We start from the raw sequence: 16,517 nt of genomic DNA, 5'->3' as shown, positions 1-16,517 counted from the left end.
CATATTCCCCCTTCGGCTTCCTTCAGACTCACCGTTACCAGTGACGCCCTTGCTTACGGGTTATCTTCCTGTTGGTTAGGCGATAAGGTTTCTTTCAACCTATCGGCTCAGTAGACATGCTGAACGTACAAAAAAAGTGAGCATTACGTCGCTCACTCTTTTCATTAAGATATTATTTAAACATTCTTTTCTTTTTCTACTCTTTCTTCCCAGAAAGTTGCATTTTTTATTCCTAATTTGATTGGATCAAATTTAATATCTTGTCTATCAATTCCAGCTTTTTGTTGAGTTTCGTAGTCTTTTAATGCTATTAACGCTGGTTTTGCTATGAATAATATCATAACTATGTTTAACCATGCCATTAATCCAACACCAATATCACCCATTGCCCAAGCTAAGTTTGCTGTTTTTATACATCCATAGAAAGAAGCTGCTAGTAATACTAATTTTAATCCAAATATAACAAACTTTTTACTTCCTTCTTTTCCTTTAAGAACTTTTTGATATAAGTAAGCTAAGTTAACTTCCGCTATATAATAGTATGCCATTAATGTTGTAAAGGCAAAGAAGAATAATGCTACTGCAACGAAAGCTGAACCAAATCCTGGTATTAAAGTATCTACTGCAGTTTGAGTAAATGCTGGACCAAAATCTACACCTGGTAAATTTTCAACTATAAAACCACCACTAGGTGATAATGTATTATAGCTACCTGTCATTAATATCATAAACCCTGTAGCTGAACAAACAAATAATGTATCTACATATACTGAGAATGCTTGAACAAAACCTTGCTTAGCAGGGTGAGAAACTTCTGCCGCTGCCGCTGCTTGAGGTCCTGTACCTTGACCAGCTTCATTTGAGTAAACTCCACGTTTTACTCCCCATTGTATTGTTAAACCTAATATTCCACCAAATGCTGCTTCTTGACCAAATGCTGATGAGAATATTAATTTAATTACTTCTGGTAATTTTTCTACATTTACAGCTATAATAACTAAAGCCATTAGTATATATGCAGCACCCATAAATGGAACTATTAACTCTGCTGCAGAACTAATTCTTTTTATACCACCAAATATTATAAGACCTAATAATACTACTATACCTAATCCTGTTATCCATGTATCTGTTCCAAATGCATTTTGAACTCCTACACCTATCGAGTTAGCTTGAACTCCTGGTAATAATAATCCTGTTGCAAATACTGTAGCTACTGCAAATATTGTTGCATACCATTTTAATCCTGTACATTTTTCAATATAATATGCTGGACCTCCACGATATTGACCATCATCTACTTCTTTGTAGATTTGTGCTAATGTAGATTCAACGAATGCTGAACCTGCTCCTAGGAATGCTATTGCCCACATCCAGAATAATGCCCCTGGACCACCCATTGCTATGGCAGTTGCAACCCCTGCTATGTTTCCTGTTCCTATACGTCCTGCTAGTGCAGTACATAATGCTTGGAATGAAGATATACCTTGTTCTGATTTTTCTCCTTTTGCTAGAAGAACTACCATTTCCTTTACATGTCTAACTTGTAAAAACCTTGTTCTAACTGAGAAGTATATCCCTGCACCTAAACATAAACCTATTAGCCAGTTACTCCAGATGATATTATTAATACTGTTAACAATATTCTCCATACGTATCCCCCCTTGATTATATTTACTTTCACTTATTTGGATTAGAATATTTTCATATTTTGACTTCAAACTTTTATTAAGGTTAAAAGTTTTTTCTATTTATTTAATTATAGCTTTGTTAAGTGTATTAATAGTGTTAAATTTTTGTTAAGTTCTAAATTTTCAGTTAATTTTTATATATTTTATTTTTTTATATACCCTATTTTATTCTTTTATAATCCTAATTATTCCAATACATTTAAAGTAAAAAAAACAGTAAATCAATTTAAAACAACAAAGAAGTAGTTCCATCATAGAAAGAACTACTTCTTAATTATATTTATTCTGCTTTTTTAGTCAGCTTTCTATTTCTTTCTACCCAGAAATCAGCATTTTTTATTCCTAATTTAATTGGATCAAAATGTATATTTTCTCTAGGAACTCCAGCCTTTAATTGGCTATCATAATCATTGAAACACTTCATAGCTATGTTAGATAACCCAAGTATAGCTATTATATTAAGCCATGCCATTGCTCCAACACCTATGTCTCCCATAGTCCATGCAAGGTTTGCAGTTTTTACACATCCGAATACTACCATAAATAATAAGGCAAATCTTAATAGTGTTATAGCTATTTTACTACTACTTCCACCTGTTATTTTCTTAGCTATATAAGTAACATTAACTTCTGCTATATAGTAATATGCCATTAGCGTTGTAAATGCAAAGAAGAATAATGCAATTGCAACAAATGATGCTCCAAATCCACTTCCTGGTAATAATGAATCAACAGCTATCTGAGTATAAGCTGGTCCATACTCTACACCTGGTAGATTTTCAACTATAAAGCTACCTCCATCTGCTGCCATTACATTGTAGCTTCCTGTCATAAGTATCATAAATCCTGTTGCCGAACATACAAGTAATGTATCTACATATACCGAAAATGCTTGGACTAAACCTTGCTTAGCAGGATGACTTACTTCTGCAGCTGAAGCTGCTTGTGGTCCTGTACCTTGACCAGCTTCATTTGAATAAACTCCACGCTTAACTCCCCACGCTATAGTAGAACCTATTATTCCACCAAATGCCGCTTCTTGACCAAATGCTGATTTGAATATTAAAGCTAATATATCTGGTACTTGACCTATGTTAACAGCTATTATTACTACTGACATAAGTATATATATACCACCCATAAAAGGAACTATTAACTCTGCTGCTGAACCTATTCTCTTTATACCTCCAAATATTATAAGTGCTAGTAAAACAACTAAAACTCCTGCTACTATCCATGTATTTATGTTAAACGCATTCTTTACTGCTGTTGCTATAGAGTTAGATTGAACTCCTGGTAATAATATACCTACAGCTATTACTGTAACTATTGCAAACAGTATTCCATACCACTTAGAAAATGTAGTATTTCCAAAACCTTTTTCAATATAATATGCTGGTCCTCCACGGTATTGACCATCATGCTCTTCCTTGTAAATTTGTCCTAGTGCAGATTCTGCAAATGCTGAGCCAGCTCCTAAGAAAGCTATTACCCACATCCAAAATAATGCTCCTGGCCCTCCCATTGCTATAGCAGTTGCAACACCTGCTATATTTCCTGTTCCTATACGTCCCGCTAGTGCTGTACATAATGCTTGGAATGAAGATATACCTTCTGCTGATTTTTCTCCTTTAAATAATAACGTTACCATTTCTTTTAGATGCCTCACCTGAGAAAACCTAGTTCTAAAAGAGAAATAAACTCCTGCTCCTAGACATAAGTAAACTAAATAGTTACTCCAAATGACATTGTTAACTGCTGTTACAATTAATTCCATAAAATACCCCCTAAAAAATAAAAATTAAAAAATGTAATTTGATATAATATTAGTCCCTTTGTTAAATACATTTTTATATATCAAACTAAAAAAATAAAATACTTACTTAATATAAGTATAAACTAAATTGTTGTATTTTTCATGAATTTTTAGAATATTACAAAAAATTATTTTTTAACAAACTTTTACATAAATTTAACATTTAAACTTTCAAAAGAAAAAAGGTTAAATTTTTATTTTAATTTAACCTTTTTATTTTAATTTATAATAGTATTGTTATAATATTCGTGCTTCCTTCATTTATAATTTTTTGTAATGTTTTTTGTATTTTTATTCTTATTTCTTCTGGCATTGTGTACAATTTACTTTGTAATTGCTCTTTAACTAAATCGTGAAGTGATTTACCAAACATATTAGATGACCATATATCATTCATATTTTGCTCAAATTCATCTTTTATATATTTAAACATTTCTTCACTTTGATCTTGACTTCCAACTATTGGAGATATTTCTGTAGATATGTCAGCTTTTATTATATGAAGTGACGGTGCATTTGCTCTTAACTTGATACCATATTGTTTTCCTTGTTTGATTATTTCTGGTTCTTCTAAGCTAAGCTCATCTAGAGAAGGTGCCACAACACCATATCCTTTTGTTTTGGCATCAAAAAGTGCAGTTTCTATTTTATCATATTCATTTTTAACTCTTGATAATTTAGTTATAAGATTTAATAACTGATGATCTCCATCTATTTTAAAACCACTCTTTTCTTCTAAGATATTATAGAATAAATCTTGTTTAGCACTTAAATCTATAGTTATAACACCTTCTCCTAGTTCTACTCTATCTACTGATGTGTCCTCTAAGAATTCTAATTCAGTAAATCCATTTACTAAACCATCTATATCTCTAATTTTGCCCATATCATCTATGCTTTGTTTTAATGTAAATATTACATTATTTTTAATCCAATGATTTTTTTCTAATCCTTCTACCCATTTTGGTAAATTAATTCTTATTTCATTTATTGGGAAGTCATATAATACAGTTTCCATTACATTTTCTATGTCCTCTTCATCCATTGCTAAAACATTTACTGGAACTATAGGAACATTGTATTTTTCTTCTAATTCAGCTCTTAGTAAATCTGTTTCTTGACTATTAGGATCTAATGTATTTAGAACTACAGCAAATGGCTTATTTAAAGCTTTTAATTCATTTATTACTCTTTCTTCTGCTGAAATATAATTCCTTCTTTCTATACCTGTAACTGAACCATCAGTTAAAATAACTATCCCTATTGTAGAATGATCTCTTATAACTTTTTTTGTTCCTATTTCTGCTGCTTTTTCAAAAGTCATTGCATCTTGTGACCATGGAGTTGACACTAAACGTTGTTTACCTTCTTCTTCATGACCTAGTGCTCCATCAACTATGTATCCTACACAGTCAACCATTCTAACTTTTAAAGATACTGTATCCCTTATTTTTATTTCTACTCCATCAGCTGGAACAAATTTAGGCTCAACCGTCATTATAGTTTTTCCTGAGCCACTTTGAGGTATTTCATCTTGTGTTCTTTCTTTTTTATATTCATTTTCTATATTTGGCAATACCAGCTTCTCCATAAATTTTCTTATGAATGTAGATTTTCCTGTTCTCACAGGGCCCACCACTCCAATATATATATCACCTTGAGTCCTTTTCGCTATATCCTCATAAATGTTATTCATCAGATTCCCCTCCTGCATATGGTTTATTAGTAAATTATATTTTCATAAGTGGACTATTATTCCAAAATAATAAAAAATTTGCTTCGCTTGATCGACCTGTCTGCGAAACACTTCATATCGCCAACGGCTCTGCCCGTTGCTCAAAAAAAATAAGCTAGGATTAAAATCCTAACTTATCATTAACTACTTCTTCCATTTCGTGAGTCTTGTTTCTCATCATTAATTCTATTATAACTTCATTTGGATTAGAACCTTTATGTAAAACTGAGTATATAGCATTTGTTATAGGCATATCTACATTTAGCTTATCTGCCATTTCATATGCTACTTCTGTCGCTGTTATACCTTCAACTACCATTTTTACTTCTTTTAAAGTTTCTTCTAGCCCTTTTCCTTGACCTATTAGTATACCAGCACGTCTATTTCTACTATGCATACTAGTACAAGTAACTATTAAGTCTCCTATTCCTGAAAGTCCAGCAAAGGTTGAAGCATCTGCTCCCATTGCTGCACCAAGTCTACCAATTTCTCTTATTCCTCTTGTCATTAATGCCGCTTTAGCATTATCACCTAATCCTAAACCATCACATATACCAGCTCCAAAAGCTATAATATTCTTAAGAGCCCCACCTAATTCAACACCTACTATATCAGGATTAGTATATACTCTAAACTTAGGACTCATAAATGCATCTTGAACCCTTTGAGAAACTTCTAAATTTTCTGACGCTACTACCACAGTAGTAGGTATATCTTTAGCTACTTCTTCTGCATGAGAAGGTCCTGACAAGGTTACATATGGATTATTAGGAAGTTCTTGTTTACAAACTTCTGATAATCTAAGTCCTGTACCTTTTTCTAGCCCTTTGGCTACATCTACAAGTATTTGATTATCTTTTACAAAAGGTTTTATTTGCTTACTTACACTTCTTATAGCTTGCGATGGTACTGCTAATACTATAATCTCGCTATCTTTTACTGATTCTTCTAAACAAGTAGTAACCTTTATGTTATTAGGAAATACTATTCCTGGTAAATAGTCTATATTTTCTCTTGCATTATTAATTTTATTTGCTTGTTCTTCATTTAAAGTCCATAAGCTTACTTCATAGCCTTTCTTAGCTAAAACTAATCCTAATGCACTTCCCCAACTTCCAGCTCCTAAGACACTTATTTTGCTCATCCTAAGCACCACCTAACTATGCTAAAATTATTGTTTCTTTTCACCAATTTTTCTTTCAGTTCCATTTAGAAGCCTTTTTATGTTAGCTCTATGTGTATATGCAACTGATAAGGTTAAAATTAAGGTTACTATAATTCCTTTTTGATTGTCTACTAATATCATTATTATGGGAGATGCAGCTATACCTAATACAGATCCTAATGATACGTATTTTGTAATAGCTACTATAATTAAAAACATACCAAAGCAAGATAATGCTATTATAGGATTTACTGCTATCATTGCTCCTAGAGATGTTGCTACTCCTTTTCCACCTCTAAAACCTAGTATTGCAGGCCAATTGTGTCCACAAACTACACCTACTACAGCTAAATATCCAGCATTAATTACATCAATTCCCATAAGCCTAGCTATAAACTGTGCTATAAACACAGATATCATACCTTTTAATAGGTCCCCTGCAAATGTCAAAGCTCCTGCTTTTTTTCCATATGTTCTAAGAACATTTGTTGATCCTGCATTTCCAGATCCTTGTGTTCTTATATCAACTCCTGCTAGCCTTTTAGCCACTATATATGAAGTAGATATATTTCCTAAAAGATATGCAATTACAATAATAATTATATAACCAATCATGTTGCCCCCCTTAGGTAAATTTGATTATTTTCTATTTTTTTCTCTATATTCAAATTGTACTGGCGTTCCTTCAAATCCAAAGTTTTCTCTTATCTTATTTTCAAGATATCTTTGGTATGAGAAGTGAGTTAAGTCCTTGTCATTTATGAATAATGTGAACTTAGGTGGTTTAACTCCTGTTTGAGACCCGTAGTAAATCTTTAATCTTCTACCTTTATCTGATGGTGGTTGGTTTAACATTACAGCTTCACCTATTACGTCATTAAGTGTTGAAGTTGAAATTCTCTTAGCATGCTCACTTGCTACATATTCTACCATTTCAAGTATTTTATCCATTCTTTGGTTAGTCTTAGCTGACACGAATAATACTGGAGCATACATCATGAACGGGAATTTTTCTTTAATGTCTCTAGTATAGTTTCCTAAAGTTTTGTTGTCTTTTTCTATTAAATCCCATTTGTTAACTATGAATATACAACCTTTACCTTCATCATGAGCTATACCTGCCACCTTTGTATCTTGCTCAGTTATTCCTTCTGCTGCATCTATTACTATTAATACTACATCTGCTCTATCTACTGCAGTCATAGCTCTTATTACACTGTATTTTTCTACTGTCTCATATATTTTACTTTTTCTTCTTATACCTGCAGTATCTATTAGAAGGAATTTTTGTCCATTCTTTTCTAAGTATGTATCTACTGCATCTCTAGTTGTTCCTGCTATTGGACTTACTATAACTCTTTCTTCTCCTAATATATTGTTAAGTATAGAACTTTTTCCTGCGTTAGGCTTTCCTGTTATAGCAACTCTCATTATATCTTCGTCATATTCTGTATTTAATCCTTTAGGGAAATTTTGAACTACTTCATCTAATAAGTCTCCAAGTCCCATACTGTTAGCACTTGATATTGCAAAAGGCGTTCCAAGTCCTAATTCATAAAAATCATAAATGTTATCATTTTGGTTTTGGTTGTCTATTTTATTAACTACTAGTATGACTGGTTTTTTAGTTTTTCTAAGTAGTTCTCCTACTTCCTTATCTGCTGCTGTAAGACCAGCCTTACCATCAACTACAAATAGTATAACGTGAGCCATATCCATAGCAAGCATTGCTTGGTTTCTCATTTGAGATAATATTACATCTCCATTATCACGTTCTATACCTCCTGTATCAACTAGTGTAAAGTAGTAATTTAACCACTCTACCTCCGTAAATATTCTATCTCTAGTTACTCCTGGAGTATCTTCTACTATAGATATTCTTTTTCCTGCTAATTTATTAAATAATGTTGATTTACCAACATTGGGCCTTCCAACTACTGCAACTACCGGTCTATTATCACTCATAATATTCTCCTTTCTTATTTCAAATCTTATTTAAGTATTTTTTCTACAAAGTCTTGTCCTTCATTTAAACATGGTACAATTTCAATATTCATAGAATTTATTAATTCTTGTAACGTAATATTATCCAAAAATATCTCTTCATCAGCTTTAAGCATACTTCTTGGAATATATAGAGTTTCTCCTAAATCTTTGTTTTTTAACTGATTTTTTATGTCAGTAGCTGTTATAAGTCCTGAAACTGTTATTGTTTCTCCAAAAAACTCATTTATTATTTTATATACATTTATTTCTATATTAGGGCATTTTTCTGTAATATAACTAGAAACTTTTTGTATAAATTCATATGCTGAATGTCCTGTTGCTATTGATACTTTTTTAGATTTTTCAATTTTTTCTTGAGGTAATTTTTCTAAATAGTCTTGAATTTCTCTTTCAAGTTTACTTATCATTCCTACACCATTCTCAAATTGAATAAACCCTTCATATTCATCATATTCTAATAGCTTTCTATTTGCAATTATATAAAATTCATCTGATAAAAATGCAAATCTAGTTCCTCTCTTTGCTAAATACATTTGTTGAATCTCATGTATTTGCTCTATAGTTTGATTTGCACCTTCTCCATTAAATATGTCTAATTTAGGTAGATGACCTCTATGTTTTGTTATACCTACTGGAACTATGGCTACACTATTTACGTATGGATATAATTTTTCTAAATCTGATATTGTTCTAGTTAGTTCTTCTTTATCATTATATCCAGGACATAAAACAATTTGGCAGTTCATTTCTATTTGAGCATCTGCTAATCTTTCCATTATACTATAAAGTTTACCTGCAAATCTATTACTTAACATGCTTTGTCTAAGTTCTGGATTTGTAGTGTGAACAGATATGTTTATAGGGCTTATTCTGTACTTTATTATGTTATTTATATCGTCTTCACTCATATTTGTTAGAGTTACAAAGTTTCCTTGTAAAAAAGATAATCTTGAGTCATCATCTTTAAAGTAAAGAGTTTCTCTCATACCTTCGGGGAGTTGATCTATAAAACAGAATACGCATTTATTTCTACAACTTTTAGCTTGATCTATTATAGGATTTGTAAATTCAATCCCTAAGTCTTCATCATATTCTTTTTCTATTTCGTATATGTACACTTGTCCATCGATTTTTTTAATTTCTAATTCTAAATATTCATCGCTCATTAAAAATTTATATTCTATTATATCATGTATTGGTTGCTCATTTATAGATATAAGTAAATCTCCTTCTTCTATACCTAATTCTTTTGCAATACTATCTTTGTATACTTTACTTATTATATTATTAACATTTTTCACATTTACTTCCATATTGTTATTTTCACCACTTTTCTTTAGTAAATACATCACACTATAATACCATGTTTTGATAAAAGTAGTCAATATTCTCCAAATTTATAAAGGTACCTATAGGTACCTTCTAATGTTTAACTACAATTAACGTTTGGTTATTCATAGCATGTACCATTCCACCAACACATTTTGCCATTAGCATTGCTTGTTTTTGTAGATCCTTATTATCATTTGCATAAAATATAGGACAGCCTCCACTAACCTGCATATTTTTATCTGTTGTAACTATCGCTAAGGCAAATTCATTAATTCCTACATTCATTCCCATTTTTATGCACTTCCTTTCTCTCCTATTTTATGATTTTTCAATGATAGATTTTTACCTCTTGCACTTGAAAGTACTGGACAAGATTTTACAGCTTCTATAAGTTTATCTATATCTTTTTCTATTGGTATATAAGCTATAACAAGACTTTCTTTCTTAGGGTTTCTTCTTGGTAAAGGTGAAAATGCTGGTTCATCTTCTTGTTTAAATATTCCTATTCTTGAGTAGATATTGTATATTATAGCTTGTCTTTGTCCTAGATTTAACAGTATTCCTGCATTAATATAATTTTTATCCTTTGGTATTATTTCTATACCTAAACCACGAGTAAGATATCTCTCTCTATCTGATTTTGAGCCCATATTTGTTATTCCTTTTAAATCTCCTACTTGCATTATAAATTCATCTACAAAGGATATCTCTACAGGAATTACATCTGCTATCTCTCCTATAGTCTGTCTTGTAAGTAGTTTTTTTAAGACTAATGCTAGTGCTATTCCCAAAACACCACTTATTACCAATGTTATATTCGAATTAATTTTAAATTCAGATACTATTACATAATATAGTCCCACAGTTAAAAAAGATGTTAGTATACACATATAATTTCTTATTTCATAAGTTCTAGCAATTTCTTCTATAAACGCCTCTCCTCTTTGAACTAGTTGAACATCCTCTAGGTTTTGAAGCGTATCTCTTCTATTTTCTCTTACCTGCCTAAATTGCTCTGCTGCTAAAGATAAAAATGTTATTGATGTATATGAACGAGATAAAAGAGCAGGAACCAATAAAGCACCAAGTGAAGATGATACAAAAGCTAATATTAATTGAGTTAGTAGTATATTAGGTTGAGTAGGATATTGCTTTTGATCTAAGTTTAACATTATAATTCTTGATATCATTCCTATTGCTAGACCTACAAAAAATATGTTATCCATTTTGTCCATTTAATCACCTCTTTAATTATATGTTATGATTTCCAATTTCTAATTTTTGAATTATTTCATGATTTTTTATTTATATGCACTTTGCTTTCCTTTTGCACTTTCTATTACTGGAGTACTTTTTATTACTCTTATCATTTCATCTATGTCTTTTAAAATAGGTATATATGGTAAAACAACTGTGTTTTTTTCTAGATTTGATCTAGATATTAATAAAATATCTTTCTCATCTACATCTTTATTTATCCCCATATGGATATAAATATTATTTAAAATAGCATCTCTTTGCCCATTATCGTTAACTATTCCAAATTTCCCTAAATTTCTTGGTACTATTTCAACTGCTAAACCATCTTGTAAATATTTTTTTCTAGTATCTTCTAAACCTATATTAGCTATATAAATATTATTCACCATAAGGTTAGCGTCTTCAAATTTTATTTTAGCTGGAACTACCTCTGCTATATCTCCAATACTATCTCTTCTTAAATATCTTCTAAATAAAATTCCCACTACAACTCCACCTAATGCAGCTAGTATAGAACATGCTAAAAAGCCGAACTTATATCTTTTTGCTACCACTATGTATATTATAGATGCTGTTAGTGATGAAATTAAGCTAATGTAACTTCTAGATTCATAGGTAGATGCTATTTCTTCTACATAGGCACACCCCTTTGGAACAAGCTCCGCCTTATCTATATTCTCTATAGTAATTCTCTCTTGCTTTGCTAGTCCTTGAAATTGTTGTATAGCAACTGCAAAAAATGTTAATGCTGAAAATTCTTTATCCATAAGTGCAGGAAAAGCTATTGCACCAAGGGATGCTGATAATCCAGATATAATTACTTGTTCTAAATAATCCTGTGGCCTAGATGGATATTGCTTATCTGTTACCCTTAAAACAAGTCCTCTACATATTATTCCTATAAGCATCGATACTACAAAAGCTCGTCTAAATAATTCTTCATTTAATAAGCTTTCTTTCATTGTCTCAACTCCTTTTATTTTTACAAAACATTGATTTAAATCTAGAATTTTATTAAACTTAGTTTGTGCAAAAACAAAAAAAAATTTCCTTATATTAAAGGAAATTTTTCGAAGGAATAGTTACAGTGAACTCACTGCCTTTTCCTAATTCACTTTTTACTTTTATCGTTCCTCCTAAAGATTTAACTATATGTTTTGTTATAGCCAATCCTAGGCCTGTTCCACCTACATCTCTACTTCTAGCTTTGTCTACTCTGTAAAATCTTTCAAATATACGATTTATATCTTCTTGAGGTATTCCTACCCCTTGGTCAATTACTTTCATTATTATAGATTCATCTTTTTTGAATACTTCAACGCAGATTTTATTATTTTCTGGAGTGTATTTTATTGCATTATCTACTAAATTCAATATTACTTGTTTAATATAATCTCTATTACCTAAAACTTTTAAGGATTTATCCTCAAATTCATATAAAAGTTTTATATTTTTTTCTCTAGCCATATAACTAGTCATATCATAAACTTCTATAAATACTTCATATATAGATACACTATCTAAGAGAGCATTACCTTTCTTTTCTATAAATGACAATAATAGAATATCCTCAATTAATCTCTTTAATCTGTCTGATTCACTTTCTATTATACCTAAGAATCTATTTCTAGTGTTTATGTCTATATTTTCATTTAGTTTTAATGTTTCAACAAAACCACTTATCGATGTCAGCGGTGTTTTTAATTCATGACTTACATTTGCCACAAAGTCACTTCTCATATTTTCTAATTTAACTTTTTCCGTTATATCTTCAATGTTAATAATAGATCCTATTATTATATTATTTATATCTTGTAAGTATATAGGGTCTAGGCTAATTTCGTATACAATATCTTCTTCTGTGGTAATTTCTATTTTTTTGCTTTTTTTAGAGCTTTTAAACAATAGTATTTCTTTTAATATTTTTTCTTCTTTTATTACTAAATTAATATTATTTCCTTCTATTGTTTTATATTTGCTACATTTTAACATTCTTTTAGCTTCTTCATTAATTAACATTATGTTCCCATCTATATCTATTGCTAGTATACCTTGAGATATACTCTTTAATATAGATGTCATTTGAAGATGATTATATTCTACTTCTGTAATTGTGCTGTCCATTATCTCTATCATTTCATTAAAGTTTTTAGCCAATTCTCCAAGTTCACCTTTAGCTGATATATTTAGCCTAGTGTGGAATTCTTTATTGCTAATCTTTTTTGAAACATAAATAAATTCTTCTAAATATTTTCTAAGTCTAATTGTATACCTAAGTGATAATATTGCAATTATAACTGATATAAGTATAATAAAAAACATTATGGTAATTAACTCTTCCATAATCATACTCTCCTAAAATAATTTTCCCCTAGTCTATCTTGTATCCCACACCTCTTACTGTTTGAATATATTTCTCTGAACTACAGTCACCTTCAATTTTTTTTCTTAAGTATCTTATGTGAACGTCTACAGTTCTAGTTTCTCCATAATACTCATATCCCCAAATTTTATCTAGAAGATGGTTTCTTGAAAGTACTTTTCCTTTATTTTCTAATAACAATTTTAACAATTCAAATTCTTTAAGTGTTAAATCTATTTTTTCATCACCTTTATGTACCTCATGTTTATATAAATCTACCTTTAAATTACCTGTAGATAATATTATTTCACTTGGTTTTTCGTTAATTTTATACCTTCTTAGTACTGAACTAATTCTCGCTAATAGCTCCTTTATACTAAAAGGTTTTGTAATGTAATCATCTGCCCCTACTTCTAAACCTTCTATTTTGTTGTTTTCCATATTTTTTGCAGTTAACATTATAACTGGTATTTGCTTTAAATCTTTATCAGTTCTAATTTTTCTTAGAACATCTATTCCACTAATATTTGGTAACATCCAGTCTAAAAGTATTAAATTCGGCTTATTTTCTTTAGCTTTTATATATCCATCTAACCCATCATAAGCAAAATCAACTTCGTAGTTTGATGTTTCTAAGTTGAATTTAAGAAGCTCAACTATGTGCATTTCGTCGTCTATAACAAGAATTTTTGATTCCATCTTTAGTTAATCTCCCTCCCTATTTTATCTCCATTATCATTCCGATTCTTTTTGTTGTTTGATTATGTTTTCTATAAGAATGAAACTCATCGTGTTTACAACTAGTACATAAATTTAAGTTAATTATATTTTCTTTTTTTACTCCACTAGTTTCTAATATATACTCGTTAATCTTCCATAAATCTAAATAATATTTGTTATTTCTTATTATATAAAATTTTTCATTACAGTTTGTAAAATTTGTGTTAAATTTTTCAACTAATTCTTCTGATACCTCGTAGCAACACGGTCCTATGGATGGACCTATTACACAAATTAAATCTTTTGGATTAGTGTTAAATTCTTTTGACATTTTCTCGATAGTTTTTTGTGCTATCTTGTCATATGTACCTCTCCATCCAGCATGAACAACACCAATAGCTTTGTTTTTTTTGTCAATTATACCTATAGGAACACAGTCTGCAGTAAATATTAACAATGGAACTTTATTTATATTGGTTATCAATGCATCTCCTTCAATTTTCTGACCAATATTATCCTTATTTATTAAAGTTACTATATCTGAATGTATTTGTAAATTACTAGTTAAATTTTCTATATTTAAATCTTCTTCTTCACATACTAGCTTCATATCTTCCCTAGATTTGGCATCTATATTTTTTAGAGTAATAGCTAAATTTACAAAGTCAATATTGTCTTTTATCTCTTGTACTGTCATATAATTTTTCATGCTAATCACCCTTCTCCATCAATATATTTTTTAATTCTATAACAAATGTATTTATGTCTTTAAATTGTCTATATACTGAAGCAAATCTTACATAGGCTACTTCATCTATGTCTTTTAGCTTATCCATTACCATCTCGCCTATTTCTCTAGTTTCTATTTCAGATATGTAATTTTTATTTATTTCATTTTCAATGTAGGCTACTGTTTCTTCAATTTGATCCACTGATACAGGTCTTTTTTCGCAGGCTTTTAGTATTCCATATTTTATTTTGTCTCCATCAAAATATTCTCTACTAGAGTCTTTCTTAATGACCATTGTTGGTGTAGTTTCTATTTTTTCGTATGTTGTAAATCTTTTTTTGCAAGACTCACACTCTCTTCTTCTTCTAATTGACTTTGAGTCTGTATGTCTAGAATCTATAACTTTAGATTCTTTATAGTTACAATATGGGCATTGCAATTTTTTGTCCTCCTTTGTAGCTTATATTTTAAATTCGTCTAGATTAAGTTCAGACCCTATGTTAACTATTATAGTGTCACATCCTATCTTAAGTATATCACTCCAGAATATCACTTGTCCTTCATTTCCTCTAGAAAAAAATCCTCGTCCTCCATCTCCTGTTATTGTGAACGACATTATTTTACCTTCGTTAATATCCATATCTATATCTGTTATGAACCCCATTCTCTTTCCATTCTTCACATTTATTATTTCTTTTTCCATTATATCAGATACTCTAATCATATTATAATCAACTCCTTTAAAAATAAATATGTAATTTACCTAAAAAAAATGACCTATATAGGCCATTTTATATTTTTAAAGGTTGTCTTTATATTTTTCAATCATATCAATAAATTGATCTACTAATATTGGGTCGAATTGAGAACCTGCATTATCCTTTAATTCTTGTATTCCTTGTTCCTGAGTCTTTCTCACATTGTACGGCCTATTTGATGTCATTGCATCAAAACTATCTGCAATAGTCATCATTCTAGCTAAATAAGGTATCGCTTCCCCTTTAAGCCCATCTGGATAGCCTCTTCCATCATATCTTTCATGATGGTGTTTTATAAGGTGTGTTAATGGCTCGAATTGGCTTATATTTTTAATTAAATCAACACCTACTTGAGGATGATCTCTAAACATTTGGAACTCTTCATCTGTTAATTTTTCTTTTTTGTTTAAAACTTCTTCAGGAATTTCTACTTTGCCTATATCATGAAGATATGCAGATATTTGTAGCTGTAGTTTCTTTTCCTCGCTTAGATTTAAGTATTCCGCAAACCATTTAGTATAAATTACTACTCTTTCAGTATGAGCATATGTATATCTATCTTTTATATTTATCATACTTATAAAGGCTTTTAAGGATTTTGCTGTATCTTCTTTTATTTCCATGGTTTTACATATACCATCTAGTACACTATGATATGATTCTACTCTATTTTTATTAAAGGCTTTTGCTCTATATAGAGCATCATCTGCTGTATTAATGAACTGATGTTTACTTGAAGCTCTTCTAGGATAAGATGATACACCTATTGACATAGTTATATTCTTGCCCGGTTGATTTTCTTGACCTATAAAGTAAGTATTTTGTATTGATTCTCTTATTCTTTCTCCTATCTTAATAGCATCTTCTTCTTTCGTATCAGGTAGTATTATAGCAAATTCTTCTCCCCCATATCTTGCTACAATATCTATTTTTCTGACACA

16 protein-coding genes are annotated in these 16,517 nt (G+C 30.2%); all 16 read right to left on the bottom strand.

All coding sequences use genetic code 11. The features are described from left to right. Window positions 1–176: 176 nt before the first annotated feature. Window positions 177–1,652, bottom strand: a complete 1,476-nt coding sequence (locus ACRC03_RS05225; RefSeq protein ID WP_438651505.1) for an alanine/glycine:cation symporter family protein — start codon at window positions 1,650–1,652, stop codon at window positions 177–179. A gap of 319 nt (window positions 1,653–1,971) precedes the next feature. Continuing rightward, window positions 1,972–3,468, bottom strand: coding sequence for an alanine/glycine:cation symporter family protein (locus tag ACRC03_RS05220; RefSeq protein WP_438651504.1), 1,497 nt, complete (start codon window positions 3,466–3,468; stop codon window positions 1,972–1,974). Window positions 3,469–3,730: 262 nt separating this feature from the next. Continuing rightward, entirely contained in the window at window positions 3,731–5,206 is a 1,476-nt protein-coding gene (gene spoIVA / locus ACRC03_RS05215) for a stage IV sporulation protein A (protein WP_438651507.1), read from the bottom strand. Window positions 5,207–5,363: 157 nt separating this feature from the next. Then, window positions 5,364–6,386, bottom strand: a complete 1,023-nt coding sequence (locus ACRC03_RS05210) for an NAD(P)H-dependent glycerol-3-phosphate dehydrogenase (RefSeq protein ID WP_438651503.1) — start codon at window positions 6,384–6,386, stop codon at window positions 5,364–5,366. A 27-nt stretch (window positions 6,387–6,413) separates the two neighbouring features. After that, complete coding sequence (plsY, locus tag ACRC03_RS05205; RefSeq protein ID WP_438651502.1) at window positions 6,414–7,022, bottom strand: glycerol-3-phosphate 1-O-acyltransferase PlsY; 609 nt, start codon at window positions 7,020–7,022, stop codon at window positions 6,414–6,416. Between the two features lie 24 nt (window positions 7,023–7,046). Continuing rightward, the gene (gene der / locus ACRC03_RS05200) at window positions 7,047–8,372 is read right to left on the bottom strand and encodes a ribosome biogenesis GTPase Der (protein WP_438651501.1); all 1,326 of its coding nucleotides are present in this window, start codon (window positions 8,370–8,372) and stop codon (window positions 7,047–7,049) included. A 26-nt stretch (window positions 8,373–8,398) separates the two neighbouring features. Continuing rightward, window positions 8,399–9,727, bottom strand: coding sequence for a DUF512 domain-containing protein (locus ACRC03_RS05195; protein ID WP_438651506.1), 1,329 nt, complete (start codon window positions 9,725–9,727; stop codon window positions 8,399–8,401). A gap of 109 nt (window positions 9,728–9,836) precedes the next feature. After that, on the bottom strand, window positions 9,837–10,037 hold the full coding sequence (locus tag ACRC03_RS05190) for a capping complex subunit for YIEGIA (protein ID WP_438651500.1): 201 nt from the start codon (window positions 10,035–10,037) through the stop codon (window positions 9,837–9,839). Window positions 10,038–10,039: 2 nt separating this feature from the next. Beyond that, window positions 10,040–10,981 carry a YIEGIA domain-containing protein gene (locus ACRC03_RS05185; protein WP_438651499.1) on the bottom strand — a complete coding sequence of 314 codons (942 nt, stop codon included), beginning with the start codon at window positions 10,979–10,981 and terminating at the stop codon, window positions 10,040–10,042. A 66-nt stretch (window positions 10,982–11,047) separates the two neighbouring features. Then, the gene (locus tag ACRC03_RS05180) at window positions 11,048–11,968 is read right to left on the bottom strand and encodes a YIEGIA domain-containing protein (RefSeq protein WP_438651498.1); all 921 of its coding nucleotides are present in this window, start codon (window positions 11,966–11,968) and stop codon (window positions 11,048–11,050) included. A gap of 94 nt (window positions 11,969–12,062) precedes the next feature. Beyond that, entirely contained in the window at window positions 12,063–13,349 is a 1,287-nt protein-coding gene (locus ACRC03_RS05175) for an ATP-binding protein (protein WP_438651497.1), read from the bottom strand. Window positions 13,350–13,377: 28 nt separating this feature from the next. After that, window positions 13,378–14,067, bottom strand: coding sequence for a winged helix-turn-helix domain-containing protein (locus ACRC03_RS05170; protein WP_438651496.1), 690 nt, complete (start codon window positions 14,065–14,067; stop codon window positions 13,378–13,380). A gap of 19 nt (window positions 14,068–14,086) precedes the next feature. Then, entirely contained in the window at window positions 14,087–14,797 is a 711-nt protein-coding gene (gene pgeF, locus ACRC03_RS05165; protein WP_438651495.1) for a peptidoglycan editing factor PgeF, read from the bottom strand. A gap of 1 nt (window position 14,798) precedes the next feature. Continuing rightward, window positions 14,799–15,257 carry a transcriptional regulator NrdR gene (nrdR, locus tag ACRC03_RS05160; protein WP_438651494.1) on the bottom strand — a complete coding sequence of 153 codons (459 nt, stop codon included), beginning with the start codon at window positions 15,255–15,257 and terminating at the stop codon, window positions 14,799–14,801. A 21-nt stretch (window positions 15,258–15,278) separates the two neighbouring features. Next, entirely contained in the window at window positions 15,279–15,542 is a 264-nt protein-coding gene (locus ACRC03_RS05155; RefSeq protein WP_438651493.1) for a YlmC/YmxH family sporulation protein, read from the bottom strand. A 75-nt stretch (window positions 15,543–15,617) separates the two neighbouring features. Further along, a partial coding sequence (locus ACRC03_RS05150) for a diguanylate cyclase (protein ID WP_438651492.1) occupies window positions 15,618–16,517 on the bottom strand: 900 nt, incomplete at its 5' end.

This window comes from Romboutsia sp. (assembly GCF_051659545.1).
Classification (GTDB): Bacteria; Bacillota; Clostridia; order Peptostreptococcales; family Peptostreptococcaceae; genus JBOFOR01.
This window is presented reverse-complemented; position numbering and strand designations above follow the sequence as displayed.

Coding starts and splice junctions, on each gene's coding strand:
- ACRC03_RS05225 (WP_438651505.1), bottom strand. CDS start 1,652: ATGGAGAATATTGTTAACAGTATTAATAATATCATCTGGAGTAACTGG.
- ACRC03_RS05220 (WP_438651504.1), bottom strand. CDS start 3,468: ATGGAATTAATTGTAACAGCAGTTAACAATGTCATTTGGAGTAACTAT.
- ACRC03_RS05210 (WP_438651503.1), bottom strand. CDS start 6,386: ATGAGCAAAATAAGTGTCTTAGGAGCTGGAAGTTGGGGAAGTGCATTA.
- plsY (WP_438651502.1), bottom strand. CDS start 7,022: ATGATTGGTTATATAATTATTATTGTAATTGCATATCTTTTAGGAAAT.
- der (WP_438651501.1), bottom strand. CDS start 8,372: ATGAGTGATAATAGACCGGTAGTTGCAGTAGTTGGAAGGCCCAATGTT.
- ACRC03_RS05195 (WP_438651506.1), bottom strand. CDS start 9,727: ATGGAAGTAAATGTGAAAAATGTTAATAATATAATAAGTAAAGTATAC.
- ACRC03_RS05190 (WP_438651500.1), bottom strand. CDS start 10,037: ATGGGAATGAATGTAGGAATTAATGAATTTGCCTTAGCGATAGTTACA.
- ACRC03_RS05185 (WP_438651499.1), bottom strand. CDS start 10,981: ATGGACAAAATGGATAACATATTTTTTGTAGGTCTAGCAATAGGAATG.
- ACRC03_RS05180 (WP_438651498.1), bottom strand. CDS start 11,968: ATGAAAGAAAGCTTATTAAATGAAGAATTATTTAGACGAGCTTTTGTA.
- ACRC03_RS05175 (WP_438651497.1), bottom strand. CDS start 13,349: ATGGAAGAGTTAATTACCATAATGTTTTTTATTATACTTATATCAGTT.
- ACRC03_RS05170 (WP_438651496.1), bottom strand. CDS start 14,067: ATGGAATCAAAAATTCTTGTTATAGACGACGAAATGCACATAGTTGAG.
- pgeF (WP_438651495.1), bottom strand. CDS start 14,797: ATGAAAAATTATATGACAGTACAAGAGATAAAAGACAATATTGACTTT.
- ACRC03_RS05155 (WP_438651493.1), bottom strand. CDS start 15,542: ATGATTAGAGTATCTGATATAATGGAAAAAGAAATAATAAATGTGAAG.